At 37.8% G+C, this 15,516-nt stretch carries 14 protein-coding genes; 6 read left to right on the top strand and 8 right to left on the bottom strand.

The window, feature by feature from the left end:
* Positions 1-479: 479 nt before the first annotated feature.
* Entirely contained in the window at positions 480-1,880 is a 1,401-nt protein-coding gene (locus JFU20_RS15805) for a M28 family metallopeptidase (protein WP_033716225.1), read from the top strand.
* 145 nt (positions 1,881-2,025) lie between these two features.
* A complete protein-coding gene (locus JFU20_RS15800) occupies positions 2,026-2,400 on the top strand; it encodes a hypothetical protein (RefSeq protein WP_002016341.1) in 375 nt (124 codons plus the stop codon).
* A gap of 459 nt (positions 2,401-2,859) precedes the next feature.
* Here the strand turns inward: JFU20_RS15800 and argS are convergent, their stop codons facing one another.
* Together argS and JFU20_RS15790 are read right to left on the bottom strand one after the other, a co-directional pair.
* The gene (gene argS / locus JFU20_RS15795; RefSeq protein WP_201038727.1) at positions 2,860-4,530 is read right to left on the bottom strand and encodes an arginine--tRNA ligase; all 1,671 of its coding nucleotides are present in this window, start codon (positions 4,528-4,530) and stop codon (positions 2,860-2,862) included.
* Positions 4,530-4,967, bottom strand: a complete 438-nt coding sequence (locus tag JFU20_RS15790) for a YwiB family protein (RefSeq protein ID WP_002089794.1) — start codon at positions 4,965-4,967, stop codon at positions 4,530-4,532. The genes argS and JFU20_RS15790 overlap by 1 nt, the downstream gene beginning before the upstream one ends.
* A gap of 148 nt (positions 4,968-5,115) precedes the next feature.
* On the opposite strand from JFU20_RS15790, the gene JFU20_RS15785 reads away from it, so the two are divergent.
* Entirely contained in the window at positions 5,116-6,156 is a 1,041-nt protein-coding gene (locus JFU20_RS15785; RefSeq protein WP_201038726.1) for a S66 family peptidase, read from the top strand.
* 25 nt (positions 6,157-6,181) lie between these two features.
* Here JFU20_RS15785 and JFU20_RS15780 read toward each other — a convergent pair whose 3' ends face one another.
* Entirely contained in the window at positions 6,182-6,544 is a 363-nt protein-coding gene (locus JFU20_RS15780) for a YxeA family protein (RefSeq protein WP_201038725.1), read from the bottom strand.
* 234 nt (positions 6,545-6,778) lie between these two features.
* Between JFU20_RS15780 and JFU20_RS15775 the strand changes: the two genes are divergently transcribed.
* The gene (locus JFU20_RS15775) at positions 6,779-7,816 is read left to right on the top strand and encodes a PTS sugar transporter subunit IIC (RefSeq protein WP_002016349.1); all 1,038 of its coding nucleotides are present in this window, start codon (positions 6,779-6,781) and stop codon (positions 7,814-7,816) included.
* Between the two features lie 440 nt (positions 7,817-8,256).
* Here the strand turns inward: JFU20_RS15775 and speB are convergent, their stop codons facing one another.
* From speB to JFU20_RS15755, 4 genes are all read right to left on the bottom strand, one after another.
* Positions 8,257-9,129 carry an agmatinase gene (gene speB / locus JFU20_RS15770; protein ID WP_002016350.1) on the bottom strand — a complete coding sequence of 291 codons (873 nt, stop codon included), beginning with the start codon at positions 9,127-9,129 and terminating at the stop codon, positions 8,257-8,259.
* Positions 9,130-9,347: 218 nt separating this feature from the next.
* Complete coding sequence (speE, locus tag JFU20_RS15765; protein ID WP_000424693.1) at positions 9,348-10,175, bottom strand: polyamine aminopropyltransferase; 828 nt, start codon at positions 10,173-10,175, stop codon at positions 9,348-9,350.
* 186 nt (positions 10,176-10,361) lie between these two features.
* On the bottom strand, positions 10,362-11,525 hold the full coding sequence (locus JFU20_RS15760; RefSeq protein ID WP_002016352.1) for an MFS transporter: 1,164 nt from the start codon (positions 11,523-11,525) through the stop codon (positions 10,362-10,364).
* Between the two features lie 5 nt (positions 11,526-11,530).
* Complete coding sequence (locus JFU20_RS15755) at positions 11,531-11,938, bottom strand: MerR family transcriptional regulator (RefSeq protein WP_002016353.1); 408 nt, start codon at positions 11,936-11,938, stop codon at positions 11,531-11,533.
* Positions 11,939-12,088: 150 nt separating this feature from the next.
* On the opposite strand from JFU20_RS15755, the gene JFU20_RS15750 reads away from it, so the two are divergent.
* Both JFU20_RS15750 and JFU20_RS15745 read left to right on the top strand, forming a co-directional pair.
* The gene (locus tag JFU20_RS15750) at positions 12,089-12,814 is read left to right on the top strand and encodes a glycerophosphodiester phosphodiesterase (RefSeq protein ID WP_002016354.1); all 726 of its coding nucleotides are present in this window, start codon (positions 12,089-12,091) and stop codon (positions 12,812-12,814) included.
* 100 nt (positions 12,815-12,914) lie between these two features.
* Positions 12,915-14,966 carry a transglycosylase domain-containing protein gene (locus JFU20_RS15745; RefSeq protein WP_201038724.1) on the top strand — a complete coding sequence of 684 codons (2,052 nt, stop codon included), beginning with the start codon at positions 12,915-12,917 and terminating at the stop codon, positions 14,964-14,966.
* Positions 14,967-14,998: 32 nt separating this feature from the next.
* On the opposite strand, the gene JFU20_RS15740 is transcribed toward JFU20_RS15745, so the two are convergent.
* Positions 14,999-15,508 (bottom strand): YwhD family protein, encoded by a 510-nt coding sequence (locus tag JFU20_RS15740; RefSeq protein WP_002016357.1) that lies wholly within the window; start codon positions 15,506-15,508, stop codon positions 14,999-15,001.
* Between the last annotated feature and the right edge of the window lie 8 nt (positions 15,509-15,516).

The raw sequence follows: 15,516 nt of genomic DNA, 5'->3' as shown, positions 1-15,516 counted from the left end.
GCCAATCAATTAATAAATTGATTGGCTGTTTTTTTTGCACAAAAAAGACGATACATAAAGTATCGTCTTTTTAACGGGGTGAGGCTGTCCAAAAGTACGGAAAACTCTTGAACAGCCTCGTATTTTCATATGGATGCCTTACATATATCACTGATGATAATTATGAAATGCGGAAACATAGTTACCATCACATGATTCAAACAAAAGAAAAGAAATCCTATAACGGATCCCTTTTCCCTACATAATCTAAAGTTTGGGTACACTAGATTCATGCAATGTAGGAGCCTTCAGAACAGAAAGCGAACCTTCATTTAAAATGATAGCATACATATATCCGCTGAAAATATGTAAATGTGCATATAGCGTTTTTTATTTCTCAACATATATTTATTGAAAATTCAGATATATAAAGGTAAAATATAGTCGTTATCCGTCTTCTTTTGTCAGTCAGAGAGAATAGAAGAATGGGAGAGGAAAAAATGAGAAAATCACTGAAACAAAAAATAGTAAGCTCCTTGCTTGCTGTATCACTCGCCGTTAGCTTAGCTCCAATCGGACAAGCAAAAGCTGATTCCACGTCAGAAATTACACAAACTCCACCTATTACAAAACAAGTTGATGCAAACCGCGCCATCGAGCATATCCGTTTCTTATCCGAAACAATCGGTCCCCGTCCAGGTGGTACAAAATCAGAAGAATGGGCTTCTCGCTATGTTGGTATGAAGCTTAAATCAATGGGATATGAAGTAGAGTATCAGCCCTTTCAAGTGCCGGATCAATACGTTGGATTTATCGAATCACCATTAGGGACAAAGCGTAATTGGCAAGCTGGTGCTGCTCCAAATGCACTAATTTCTACAGAAGCTGTTACAGCTCCGCTTATCTTTGTTCAAGGTGGTACAAAATTAGACGATATTCCAAATGAGGTAAACGGAAAAATTGTTTTATTCGAAAGAGGTGCAACAGTAGCAGATTATAATAAACAGGTTGAAAATGCTGTTAGTAAAGGGGCAAAAGGTGTTCTTTTATACAGCTTAATTGGCGGACGCGGAAACTACGGACAAACTTTCAATCCTCGCTTAACTAAAAAACAGGCTATCCCTGTCTTCGGTCTTGCTTATGCTCAAGGAAATGCATTTAAAGAAGAAATCGCTAAAAAAGAGACAACAATTCTTTCCCTAAAAGCGAGACATGAATCTAATTTAACATCCTTAAATGTCATCGCTAAAAAGAAACCAAAAAATAGTACAGGTAATGAAAAGGCCGTCGTTGTAAGTTCACACTACGATAGTGTCGTTGGAGCACCTGGGGCAAATGATAATGCTTCTGGTACAGGATTAGTATTAGAACTGGCTCGTGCTTTTCAAAATGTAGAAACTGATAAAGAAATTCGTTTTATTGCTTTTGGTTCTGAGGAAACTGGCTTACTTGGCTCTGATTATTATGTTAATAGTCTGTCCCAAAAGGAACGTGATCGAATTTTAGGTGTCTTTAACGCAGACATGGTTGCAACAAATTATGATAAAGCAAAAAATTTATATGCAATGACTCCTGATGGCTCAACAAACCTTGTAACAGATGCTGCCTTACAAGCAGGTAAACAATTGAATAATGATCTCGTTCTCCAAGGAAAATTTGGCTCTAGTGATCACGTACCATTTGCTGAAGTGGGTATTCCTTCTGCACTATTTATTTGGATGGGCGTCGATAGTTGGAATCCATTAATCTATCATATCGAAAAGGTATATCACACGCCTCAAGATAATGTATTAGAAAACATTTCGCCTGAGCGTATGAAAATGGCATTGGAAGTTATCGGAACTGGTGTTTATAACACTCTTCAAAAACCTGTTACTCAAACAGGTCAAAAAGCTGCTTAATAATACGTAAAACCATCGATCTCTTCGGTGGTTTTTTATTGAGAAAAAATATATATGCATAAACGCATATTTTCTCCTATCAATTATCGTATACAATGTTAACTGTAACGAAAATGATTACAACTAATAAGGAGGCTTTTCTACTATGAAAAAAATTATTCTAGCAGGCGCGTTGACTTTAGCAGGTGTTACAGGAGCTACCGCTTTTATTCCTGAAACAAAGGCTGCTGCAGCTACTCAAGAACAAAACTTCACAAAATTTTATTCTATTCAAACTGGCAGTAGCTCTGAAAAAGAACCCATTTACCTTAAAAAAGGACAAGAGCTAACAATTCATCCTAATAGTAAAACCCCTAGTTACAGCATTTACGATACAAATAATAATCTCATCGGACGTTATTCTGATGGTTATGGGAGGATTTTTACCGCAAAAACAGATGGGAATATGTATGTTCAATTTCATGCACCTTTCGTTTACTACAGTCCTGTTAGCTTTTCTGTTACTTATACAATTCAATAGAAAAAGGGCCTCTTACAAGGCTCTTCTTTATGAAACAAATCCAATACTCGATCTCTCCACCTTTTCTTCCATCGTAACCCCTCTGTCACTTATATAAGACGATGCAAACTCTCCTTTTGTTGGATAATTTTTTTATTATTCCATATAAAAAAGCAATCACAACATCATGTGATTGCTTTTTATTTAAAACGAACACTCGGCTCCGTTTTTCTTTATGTCCAGCTCTGCCTCCTAGCCCCTTCTGTCTAAGAACCTTCCCCACGAGAAGATAAAATGCATCTTCTGTGGGAAAGAACCTTAGCCTTCGGGACTAAACAGTCGGCTCCGCTTTTCTTTATGTCCAGCTCCAGCGGCTAGAATACTCGGTGGCTTCGCGCCTTCCTCCGAGGCAAAGTACGCCTCTCTGTCAGGAGCTCCATCCACCTCCTATTCTGAACGAGCCGCTTCCGCTTTTCTTCATTACATTTTTTCTGGTGCAGATACTCCTACGATTGCTAATGCATTTTGAAGTGTCGTGCGTACTGCTTTCATTAATTCGTAACGAGCTTTACTTAATTCTAAGTTATCTTGGTTTAATACTTTTTCTGCATTGTAGAAGCTGTGTAATGCTGCAGCTAATTCAAATGCATAGCTTGTAATGCGGTGTGGCAGACGTTTTTGCGCTGCATCCGCAACTACAGCTGGGAATTCACCAAGTTTTTTCAGTAACTCTACTTCTTTCTCAGAAGTAACAAGTTTGTAATTTACGTCTCCGCCTGTAGCTAATCCTAACTCTTCACCTTGACGAAGGATACTGCATACACGAGCATGTGCATATTGTGCATAGTATACTGGGTTTTCATTAGATTTTGATACAGCTAAGTCCATATCGAAGTCTAAATGAGAATCACCGCTACGCATTGCGAAGAAGTATCGCATTGCGTCCACGCCTACTTCTTCCATAAGCTCACGAAGTGTAACTGCTTTACCTGTACGCTTACTCATTTTCATTTTTTCACCATTTTGGTACAGTTGTACCATTTGGATGATTTCTACTTCAAGTGTTTCTTTATCGTAACCTAGTGCTTGAATAGCAGCTTTCATACGAGGAATGTAACCGTGGTGGTCAGCACCCCAAATGTTGATTAGCTTATCGAAACCACGCTCTAATTTATCACGGTGATAAGCGATATCTGGCGTTAAGTATGTGTAAGAACCGTCATTTTTAATTAATACACGGTTTTTGTCGTCACCGTAAGTCATTGAACGGAACCAAGTTGCTCCGCCTTCTTCAAAGATTTCGTCACGCTCTTTTAATACAGCAAGAGCCTGATCAATTTTTCCGTTTTTGTATAATGATGTTTCTGAGAACCACACATCGAAGTTAACACGGAAGCTTGCTAAATCTTTTTGAAGTTTTGCTAACTCATATTTTAAACCGTATGAACGATAGAATTCATAGCTTTCTTCTGCATCAGCTTTTGCATAACGATCGCCAAACTCTTCAGCTAAGCGTTTACCAATTCCAATGATGTCCGCACCATGGTAACCGTCTTCTGGCATTTCTTTCTCTAAACCTAAAGCTTGCATGTAACGAGCTTCAACAGAAAGAGCTAAGTTATGAATTTGGTTACCAGCATCATTAATGTAGTACTCACGAGATACATCATATCCTGCTTTTGCTAATACGTTACATAAAGTGTCACCTACTGCCGCACCACGTGCATGTCCTAAGTGAAGATCGCCTGTTGGATTCGCAGATACGAACTCAATTTGTACTTTTTCACCTTTACCAGTATTCGTTTCACCGTATGCTTCACCGGCGCTTACGATTGTTGGGATTAAGTCTGTTAAGTAGCTATTATCCATGTAGAAGTTAATGAAACCAGGACCAGCGATTTCAATTTTTTCAATAGAAGCTTTTGCTTTATCAAAGTTTGCAACTAATTCTTCTGCAATCATACGAGGTGCTTTTTTCGCAACGCGTGCAAGTTGCATTGCCATATTTGTAGAGAAGTCACCATTTGTTTTATCTTTTGGAGATTCTAATACAACGTTTGGAATTTGTTCTTCTGTCGCTAGTTCTGCCTTTAATACAGCAGCTTGAATTTCTTCTTTAATCAATCCTTTTACTTGTTCTAAAGAATTCATTATTTTGCCTCCTTCAAATTAAGTGTAATTGTATATCTGCCAGCTTCTTGTTCACTTAGAAGCAATGCGTACGTTAAGAAGAGTTGTCCTTTTTTCTTTTCATCCGACCATTTAAAAAGAACGTTATCAGTTTTCGTTTGCAATGCAAACGTACCAAGTTCACTCGTATACGTACCAGTTGTCCATTCACCTTTCACATGCGTCTGACGCATAGAAATAGCACCTGAACGCATAATGAGAACTTGTTCATCTTGAATTTTAATAATTGTTTTCACTTCGCCTTGTTCGTTCGGCTCTTGGAATGTTATATATGTACCTTGACCTTTTACATAGTATTGACCATTTGCTTCAAAAGCAACGGTTTCCTTCCTCGCCCCTTCACGGATTTCTGTTACGAAATGAACGTGTACCGGCAAGCCTGCAAGTTGTTTCTTCACGTCTTGCACACCCTTCAAATGTTATAGATATTAAATACTACTTATAATAAATCACTTTTCCTATCATATCAAAAAAAGACTCTGTCTGTCTGCTGAAAAATCAGGAAAACTCCTTTTCAAAAAATAATTCACCTTCACTTTATTTCATATGTTAAAATATTTTTTAAATCTAAATATTCTTTCATTTCAAGGGGTGAATTTGGTGCTACCAACAAAATTAAAAAAAGATGATGAAATAAGGGTTATTTCACCATCTTGTAGTTTAAGTATTGTCTCAAATGAAAACAGAGACCTTGCTATAAAAAGATTAACCGACATAGGCTTTCAAGTTACATTCTCAAAATATGCTGATGAGATAGATCGATTCGCTTCCTCTTCTATTTCTTCACGAGTTCAAGACCTCCACGAAGCATTTAGAGATCCTAATGTAAAAGCCATTTTGACGACACTTGGCGGATACAACTCTAATGGTTTATTGAAACATCTCGATTATGATTTAATTCGAGAAAATCCGAAAATTTTCTGCGGTTATTCTGATATTACCGCTTTAAGTAACGCGATTTATACTAAAACAGGCTTAGTTACATATTCAGGTCCTCACTTCTCTTCATTTGGAATGGAGAAAGGGCTCGATTATACGACCGATTACTTTTTAAAGTGCTTAACTTCTCATGAACCTATTGAAATCCTACCATCTGAAACATGGAGCGATGATTCTTGGTATATGGATCAAGAAAATCGAGAATTTATTAAAAATGAAGGATATGTTTCAATTCAAGAAGGGGAAGCGATGGGAGATATTATTGGTGGCAATATGAGCACATTTAATTTACTGCAAGGTACACCATATATGCCAAGCTTAAGAAATAAAGTTTTATTTCTTGAAGAAGATAGTTTAACGGGAAAAGCTACACTTAAAACTTTCGATCGATATTTACATTCTCTTATGCAGCAAACTGATTTTGAATACGTAAAAGGCATCGTTATAGGAAGAATGCAAAAAGGAGCAGAATGTATGATAGAGGACATTCAAGAAATGATTGCTTCAAAGCCTGAACTTGCTCATATCCCTATTATTGCGAATACCAGTTTCGGACATACAACTCCAATCTTTACTTTCCCAATTGGCGGAAGGGCAAAAATCATTTCTAATAAAGAAAGTTCAGCTATCACCATTTTAACGCACTAAAAAAGGAGCGAACGATTCGCTCCTTTTATGGTTTTTCTATTTTTTGCAACGCTTTTTGCGGGATTGATTCTTTCGAGACTTCAGCCCATCCTTTTCCTTGCATACCTTTTGCATAAATTTTTATAAAAGCACCCGTATGCAATTCACGGTTCACCATTCTTTTAATAACTTGTAGCTTTCCATCTTCTGTATACCCTTTAAATGTATACAAATATTCATCGTCTTTTTTCTCACTTTTATCTATAACAGCATAATAATCTTGTATTTCTTTATTTGAAAAGAAGTTGTCTACAAAAGCATGCACACCTTCTGTTTTCGTGTTTAAATAATATGCTGTTCCACCTAAAATAATGGCGAACACAGCTAAAACTTTAATTACCAATTTCATAAATGCGCCTCCTGTTTGCACTGCTTTCTCACTAGCCGTATGTCTATACCTGTATTATACGAAAAAAGGCATACTATACTCTATCGAAATGCCTTACACTTTCCTTACATTATTGTAAGAGTTTTTCACCTTACAGCGATTTCCCAATAAAAAATTTTTCCGTTTAACAAACTTTTATATTATTATTGAATGATACAAATTTTTATTACAAAAATCAAAGGAGACAATTTTCAAATGGCTATCTTGCAAGGTTTAGCACTATTACTTGTTGTACTTTGTCTATTTACACTTTTCAGTTACCGTGCGCCTTACGGAATGAAAGCAATGGGCGCTTTAGCTAATGCAGCAATCGCAAGTTTTCTTATTGAAGCATTTCACCGTTATATTGGTGGAGAAATGTTTCATAATGACTTTTTACAATCAGTAGGAGTAGCTTCTGGTAGCATGAGCGGTGTCGCAGCGGCAATTTTAGTCGCATTAGCAATCGGTGTCTCACCCGTATACGCTGTTTTAATCGGTATCGCTACTAGCGGATTCGGTATTTTACCAGGATTTTTCGCTGGATACGTTTGTGCCTTCGTCGTGAAGTTTCTCGAAAAGAAATTACCAGCTGGTGTAGAGTTTTTAGCAATCCTATGTATTGCCGCACCAATTTCACGCGGAATGGCCATGCTTATGGATCCACTCGTTAACGCAACACTCGGTAAAATCGGTTCTATGATTTCAGTTGCAACTACAGAAAGTCCTATCATTATGGGTATTATGCTTGGTGGATTAATAACAGTTATTTCTACATCTCCATTAAGTTCTATGGCACTAACTGCAATGCTTGGATTAACTGGTTTACCAATGGCAATTGGTAGTCTTGCCGTAGCAGCTTCTGCCCCAATGAACTTCATTTTCTTTAAACGACTAAAAATCTGTTCAAAGAAAGATACAATCGCCGTGGCAATCGAGCCGTTAACACAGGCCGATGTTGTCTCAGCAAATCCAATTCCTATCTATATGACAAACTTTGTTGGCGGTGCGCTTGCCGGTATTATTACGTCGCTATTCCAGCTCGTTAATAATGCACCAGGGACAGCATCACCAATTCCAGGACTTCTCGTACTGTTCGGATTTAATGATGTAATAAAAGTAACGATTGCTGCCGTATTATGCGGAATCGTTACCACTATTGTTGGATACGTCGGTTCTATTGTGTTCCGCAAATATCCAATCCGTTCTGCTGATGAAATTCGCGGAATTACTTCGGAAGAGAAAGTTGCGTAAAGAAAGGGAGCTATTCTCATCGTTTGAGAATAGCTCTTTTTTATGTCGCGTGACGGTAAGTGAAATTATATTGAACACAACTCCGCATATATCGACGTTTCGACAAAGGATATCGACTTAACTACTAAATAAGACAATAATAACCTACCTATTAATAAAAGAAGCCGGCTCAAAATACTTTTTGAGTCGGCTTCACTTTTACTTTATCCAGCTACAGCGGCTAGAATGATTGGTGGCTTCGCTTCTTCCTTCGAGGCAAAAAACGCCTCTACGTCTGAAGCTCCATCCCCCTCACATTCTGAGCGAGCCGCTTGCGCTTTTATTTTATCCAGCTACAGCAGCTAGAATCTCCGGCCATTTTACACTCTCGTTCGAAGCCAAAAGCGCTTCTCGGTCGAGCGTTCCGATGACCTGCGATTCTGAGCGAGCTGCCTACGCTTTTATTTAACCCAACCGAGCAGCATTTCCCGCACGAATTTGCTTGCTGCGATTGGTGTTTGATCACTATGATCGTAGACTGGAGCTACTTCTACTAAGTCTGCTCCGACTACTTTTATATTTGAATTTGCAATTGCTACGATGGACTCTAATAGTTCTTTAGATGTGATACCTCCAGCTTCTAATGTTCCTGTTCCAGGAGCGTGAGCTGGGTCTAATACGTCGATGTCGATTGTGACATAGACTGGGCGTCCTGCAAGTTTCGGTAATACTTCCTTTAACGGTTCTAATACGTCAAATTTATATAAGTTCATACCTACTTCTTTTGCCCATTCGAATTCTTCCTTCATTCCAGAACGAATACCGAAAGAATATACGTTTTCCGGACCAATTAAATCGCACACTTTACGAATTGGTGTAGAGTGGGATAAAGGCTCTCCCTCATATGACTCACGTAAGTCAGTATGAGCATCCATATGGATGATTGCTAAATCCGGATATTTTTTTGCCATTGCCTTAAAAATTGGCCAAGACACTAAGTGCTCTCCGCCGAGACCTAGTGGAAACTTACCGGCATCTAATAGTTTTGTTACATATTCTTCAATCATGTCTATGCTGCGCTGTGGATTCCCAAATGGTAATGGGATATCACCCGCATCAAAATATTTTACCTCTTCTAGTTCACGATCTAAATACGGACTATATTCTTCAAGACCGATTGATACTTCACGAATACGTGCAGGGCCAAAGCGAGATCCTGGACGGAAACTTACTGTCCAATCCATAGGCATCCCGTAAATAACTGCCTCTGACTCTTCAAAACTTGGATGACTTTTAATAAATACTTTACCTGAATAAGCTTCATCAAAACGCATATTCTTTTCCTCCTTATGTGGAACTTAAGGTATCCCAACCTTTCACTATTTCTCAAATTTGGAGCGCATTGCTCCTCTTTCTCGATTTACCTGGGCCTTCTTGTTATCACAAGAAGACTACTTCATTTGTAGCAGTGTAAGTAACTAGCATGTTCAAGCCTTCTAGACAAACACCTTAAATGAGTTACTTACACTTTATTTATTTCAATTTAACGCTCTTACTTAATTAAATCGCCAACAAATTTCGGTAATGCGAATGCTGCATTGTGTAATTCTTTTGTGTAGTATTTCGTTTCGATTTCGTGGAAACGCTCTTCACTTACTTCTAATGGATCATGTTTTTTAGATCCGATTGTGAACGTCCAAAGTCCACTTGGATACGTCGGAATGTTTGCTGTGTATAGACGAGTAATTGGGAAAATCTCTTTTACGTCTTTAAACACAGTTGTAATTAGTTCTGGTGTAAACCAAGGGTTGTCCGTTTGGGCAACGAAAATACCATCTTCTTTTAACGCTTTTGAAATTCCAGCGTAGAAGCCTTTTGTAAATAGGTTTACTGCTGGACCTACTGGCTCAGTAGAATCTACCATAATTACGTCATATTCGTTTTCGCTTTCTGCGATGTGTAGGAAACCGTCTCCTACTTTTACTTCTACACGCTCATCATCCAATGCACCTGCAATTGATGGTAAGTACTGCTTAGAGTACTCAATTACTTTTCCATCGATTTCAACAAGAGTTGCTTTCTTCACGCTTGGGTGTTTTAACACTTCACGAATAACACCACCATCGCCACCACCAACAACTAATACGTTCTCAGGGTTTGGATGTGTAAATAAAGGTACGTGCGCTACCATTTCATGATAAACGAACTCGTCCTTTTCTGTCGTCATAACCATGCCGTCTAAAATAAGCATGTTTCCGAACTCTTCCGTTTCAACCATATCAAGTTTTTGGAATTCTGTTTGCTCCGTATGTAATGTGCGGTTAATACGCGCCGTAATTCCAAAATGCTTTGTTTGTTTTTCAGTGAACCATAGTTCCATCGTACAATCACGCCTTTCAATGCAAATTTATAATAGGGACATCATTAATGTCCCCTAACAAAAATAAAACAAAACATCCAAAAAGTATAGTTAAAAGTAAAAAAATACCGAAAATATATTTTAGTCAGAGGGTTCTAACATATATGTGAAAAGGGATTGCTCTGTAATAGGAAAGAAAACCCTTTCTTAAGAAAGGGTTTTTGTCTCTATTTCTACCGGTTTACGAATCGGAATTAAGATCATTACGCAACCAACTAACACAACAATTCCACCGACTAAAAACGGACTTTGTGGTGAAACTGTATGACCGATGACTCCTGATAAAATTGGAGCAATCGCACCCCCTAACCAACGAACGAAGTTATAAACACCTGATGTAACAGATCTTTCATAAGGTGAAATATCCATTACATAACTTGTAAATAACGCGTTATTTAAGCCTGATGCTAATCCTGATAGAACGATTAACACAATTTGTAACCACATGATTTTAACGAAGAATAGTGCAATTAAGAAAATCGCAAATACGAGTAAACTACCTTTTAACAATGTTTTTGGTTCATATTTACCTTCTAGCTTATGCGCTAAAATTGCTGATCCGTAAGCTAATGCTAATCCCCATCCGCAAAATACAAATCCTAATTGAATAGCAGATAAATGCATAATAAGTGGTGAATATGCTAACACGACGAAAAATCCGTAGTAATATAACATCCCAGAAATGGCACCTTGCATAAACGGTTTATACTTCACCAGGTTAAGTAATTCACCTACGCCTGCTGCTTTACGCTTCACTTTTCGCTCCGGTTCTTTTACAAAAAAGAAAACTAAAATAAATGCTAAAGAAATTAAAATACTCGTCGCAAAAAATGGGTAACGCCAAGAATGTCCACCTAATATACCACCTAACAATGGGCCACCTGCCATCCCTAAACCGATAGCTGCTTCATATAATCCTACTGCTTCATGAACTTCTTTACTTAATGCAATTAATAATGTCATCGCCGTTGCGAAGAACATCGCATTTCCTAATCCCCACCCCGCGCGGAAAAGAGATAATTGAGCAATCGTTTGCGATATACCACATATAAATGCAAATACAGTTACAATCGCAAGACCGATCGTCATCATTCGTTTATCACCAAATCTTGATGCAAATATTCCAGCTGGTAACATCATAATTGCCATCGTTAAAATATAAGCTGTAAATAACATCTCGACTTGCCAATGCGAAGCACCAATTTGTTCAGCAATACTTGGTAAAATTGGGTCGACTACTCCTATACCTGAAAAGGCAAGGAAGGTAGCCACCACTGTAATCAATCTCCCTAATTTTTGTTTGCTCTCCATTTTGATTACTCTCCTTTTGTATTCTCTAAAAATGTAACTGCACGGCTTAAACTATCCTCTAGCTCTGCCTTAACACGCTGCATTTGCTCCATTTTTTCGTCTAACGTTTGCACTTGTTTTTCAAGCATCTCTTTAATTTCTTGAATCACTTCACGGTCACGCGGATTCTCACTATTTCTTCTTTGTTCCATTCTTTCTTTTAACGATAAGAAATGTTGCATTTCTTGAAGCGTAATTCCTAGTACTTCTTTCGCTTCCACAATCCTTTTAATTCTCGCAATGTCCTCGTCTGTATACAGGCGAATGTTCCCTTCACTGCGTTCTGGGGGATGAATTAAACCAATTTCCTCATAATAACGAAGTGTACGCTTTGTTAAACCAACTTGCTTTGTTACTTCATCAATTTTATACATGTGTATTCCTCCCTTCACCGATTATTACATTTTACGTTAACGTTAACTTTTGTGCAACTGTTATACTTTTGTAAATGTTTGTCATATGAATTGTATTTTTCTCAAAGCAGTTTCATAATGAAAGAAAAGAGATGATAAGGAGATTTTCACATGAATAAACCACTTATTTTCGCTCACCGCGGGGTAAAAGGAACACATCCAGAAAATACGATGATTGCCTTCCAAGAGGCTGAACGCATTAGTGCTCACGGAATTGAACTTGATGTTCATCTATCAAAAGATGGTGAACTAGTTGTTATTCATGATGAAACGGTGGACCGCACAACAAATGGCGTGGGACTTGTTTCTGAGAAAACTGTAGAGGAATTACAAGCTTTAGATGCTGGTAGCCATAAAGATCCTTCTTTCCATGAGGCGAAAATCCCAACATTACGAGAAGTATTTATTTGGCTCTCTACAACAAATTTACAACTTAACATTGAATTAAAAACAGATGTTCTTCATTATCCAAATATTGAAGAAAAAGTTGTTGCTCTTGTTCGTGAATATCATCTATCCAATCAAATTGCATTTTCATCATTTAACCACGATTCCGTTTCATTATTAGCAGAAATTGCTCCAGAAATTCCAAGAGCGATTTTGTACGATACACCACTTGCAGATCCTATTGCTGAAGCAAAAAAACATGGGGCAACTGGATTACATCCAAACTTTCAATTATTAACGAAAGAGTTTGTCCAATTAGCACAGGGGCAAGGATACGTTTTTCGTCCTTACACCATTAATGAATATAAAGATTTACAAACTATGATTGACTATGGTGTAGATGTCATCATTACCGATTGGCCAGCACGTGCCTTTGAGCTCCTTTCTTAATTGAAGGGGCTTTTTTGTTTTCAAAATTTCATTGTTTAAAATAAACGAAAACCCTCAATACTAATACAATAATGCTTGTATTAATGAGGGGCTGAAAAAGATGGATCAAACTATTAATCCAAAACTTAAAAAATATAAACGTCTTTTCTTCACCGTAATGTTTTCTTGTGTTCTTTTTTTCGTTTTTTCCTTTTTTATTATCATTATAGCTGCAAAAATTATGGGGCCTCCCCCTGTTGCAGTGCCGCAAACGAGTGTCTTTTACGCTAATGATGACACTGTTATAGGACAAAGTAATGAAACACAAAAGCGCTATAATGTATCTCTTGATGAAATTTCTCCTTATGTAAAAGAGGCAACACTATCTATTGAAGATCAACGATTCTACAAACATCATGGATTTGATATAAAGCGCATTGTTGGTGCCATTGTTGCCGATTTAAAAGCAATGGCAAAAGTACAAGGTGCTAGTACTATTACACAACAGTATGCTCGTAACCTATACTTAGATCATGATAAAACGTGGAAGCGTAAACTATTAGAAGCAATGTATACCGTTCGCCTTGAAGTGAACTATAATAAAAATCATATTTTAGAAGGATATTTAAATACAATTTATTACGGGCATGGTGCTTACGGAATCGAAGCTGCTTCTCGCCTGTATTTCGATAAAACTGCAAAAGAATTAACATTAGCGGAAGCTAGTATGCTCGCAGGCATTCCGAAAGGACCTAGCTTCTACTCTCCCTTTTTAAAAGAAGAGCGTGCTAAAGGGCGTCAATCTCTCATACTAGATGAAATGGTAGAACAAGGTTATATTACAAAACAGCAAGCTGCCTCGGCAAAAAAGGAACCGCTAACTTTCGCCTCATTAGATACGAAAAAAGTGACAGAGGTCGCACCTTATTTCCAAGATGCTGTACAAGCTTCTCTTCTTCGTGATATCGGATTAGATGAGCAAGCCTTACAGCGAGGTGGCTTACGTATTTATACAACGCTAGACCCTAAATTACAATCTGTAGCAGAGCAAGCCGTAAAAAATCATATACCTGAAACAACAAACATCCAAACTGCCCTCGTCTCTATGAATCCAAAAACAGGTGAAGTGGCTGCGCTTGTTGGTGGAACTGATTATAATACGAGTCAATTTAACAGAGCTACACAAGCCGCTCGTCAGCCTGGCTCTACATTTAAGCCATTCCTATATTACGCAGCCTTAGAACGAGGATTCACCCCTGCTACGCGCTTAAAAAGCGAATACACTGTATTCACTTTAGGTGACGGTGTTTCCAAATATAAACCGAAAAATTATAAAAACTATTATGCAGACGACTTTGTGACAATGGCACAAGCACTCGCTGTTTCTGATAACGTATATGCTGTGAAGACAAATCTATTTTTAGGCGAAGACATTCTTACAAAAACAGCGAAGCAATTCGGTATTACTAGCGCATTAAAAGATGTTCCTTCTCTTGCTCTCGGCACATCTCCTGTAAAACCAATTGAAATGGTCAATGCTTATAGCATGTTTGCAAACGGCGGGAAAGAAGTAAAACCAATCTTTATAAGGCGCATCGTTGATCATGAAGGAAATATGCTATACGACGCTCATTTAGAAAGTAAACAAGTTCTAGATAAAAGCAAAGCCTTTGTGATGGAAGAAATGATGGCAGGTATGTTTAATAAAAAACTAAGCAGTTATGCCGCTGTGACCGGTCAATCGATGTTATCAAAACTATCAAGAACATATGCTGGAAAGTCTGGTTCTACAGAAACTGATAGTTGGATGATTGGATTTACCCCACAACTTGTAACAGGGGTTTGGATTGGATACGATCAACCTAAATCCATTTCAAACGTAGCAGAACAAGGATACGCAAAAAAAATATGGACCGATACAATGGAAAAAGGATTAGATGGACAGCCTAAACAAGAGTTCAAACAACCAGCAGATGTTGTTGCAGTCGATGTTAATCCTGAAAACGGTAAGATTGCTACAAAAAATTGTCCCATTTCTGTGAAAATGTATTTCGCAAAAGGTACAGAGCCAACAGAGTATTGTATGGATCACGTTGATGATAAGGAAGAGTTCGAAAAGGTTAGTGAAGAGAAAAAAAAGACGGGTTGGTGGAAAAAATATCTCCCGTGGTAAAAAAATAGCTGACGGAAATCCGTCAGCTATTTTTATTCGCCTAATAATGCGTGGCGCAATTCTTCACTAGATTCGTTCCAAATTGCTTCATTATGCTCTTTTAAGAATGTACCAAGTACTTTTTTAGATGATTCGTCCATATGATCAATCATGATGTGACGCTTTAGTGATTTATCCATTTTATTTACATGCTCTGGAAGTGATTTATATCCGCGGCGAATTTCACGGTCAACTGTCATTTCACAGGCTGTTGCACCTGCGTAATAAGCACCGTTTGGTGTTCTTTCAATTGTTACCCAAACAAGCCAAAACGGTTTTCCGTTTGGAACTTCATCTTTATTTGTTAAAAACTTAATTCCTTTTTCTACTGTACTACGCGCATGCATCGCACCGATATCAACGAACGCAGTTTTCTCTAATACATCAACAAATACAGGAGAAATATTTTCTAAACTTAATGCCCCAACGCCAAAACCACCATGTCCATCTGTTGAATCATTTTTCACGATATTAAAACCGATTTTTTTCTTTTTCTCTGTCATATGTAAAC

The sequence above is a fragment of the Bacillus sp. TH30 genome, from assembly GCF_016650875.1.
GTDB lineage: Bacteria > Bacillota > Bacilli > Bacillales > Bacillaceae_G > Bacillus_A > Bacillus_A mycoides.
The sequence above is the reverse complement of the archived record's forward strand: the minus strand, read 5'-3'. Positions and strand labels throughout refer to the sequence as shown.

Coding starts and splice junctions, on each gene's coding strand:
- speE (WP_000424693.1), bottom strand. CDS start 10,175: ATGGAACTATGGTTCACTGAAAAACAAACAAAGCATTTTGGAATTACG.
- JFU20_RS15775 (WP_002016349.1), top strand. CDS start 6,779: ATGGCTATCTTGCAAGGTTTAGCACTATTACTTGTTGTACTTTGTCTA.
- speB (WP_002016350.1), bottom strand. CDS start 9,129: ATGCGTTTTGATGAAGCTTATTCAGGTAAAGTATTTATTAAAAGTCAT.
- JFU20_RS15745 (WP_201038724.1), top strand. CDS start 12,915: ATGGATCAAACTATTAATCCAAAACTTAAAAAATATAAACGTCTTTTC.
- JFU20_RS15780 (WP_201038725.1), bottom strand. CDS start 6,544: ATGAAATTGGTAATTAAAGTTTTAGCTGTGTTCGCCATTATTTTAGGT.
- JFU20_RS15750 (WP_002016354.1), top strand. CDS start 12,089: ATGAATAAACCACTTATTTTCGCTCACCGCGGGGTAAAAGGAACACAT.
- JFU20_RS15800 (WP_002016341.1), top strand. CDS start 2,026: ATGAAAAAAATTATTCTAGCAGGCGCGTTGACTTTAGCAGGTGTTACA.
- JFU20_RS15760 (WP_002016352.1), bottom strand. CDS start 11,525: ATGGAGAGCAAACAAAAATTAGGGAGATTGATTACAGTGGTGGCTACC.
- JFU20_RS15785 (WP_201038726.1), top strand. CDS start 5,116: ATGTTAAAATATTTTTTAAATCTAAATATTCTTTCATTTCAAGGGGTG.
- JFU20_RS15755 (WP_002016353.1), bottom strand. CDS start 11,938: ATGTATAAAATTGATGAAGTAACAAAGCAAGTTGGTTTAACAAAGCGT.
- JFU20_RS15805 (WP_033716225.1), top strand. CDS start 480: ATGAGAAAATCACTGAAACAAAAAATAGTAAGCTCCTTGCTTGCTGTA.
- JFU20_RS15740 (WP_002016357.1), bottom strand. CDS start 15,508: ATGACAGAGAAAAAGAAAAAAATCGGTTTTAATATCGTGAAAAATGAT.
- argS (WP_201038727.1), bottom strand. CDS start 4,530: ATGAATTCTTTAGAACAAGTAAAAGGATTGATTAAAGAAGAAATTCAA.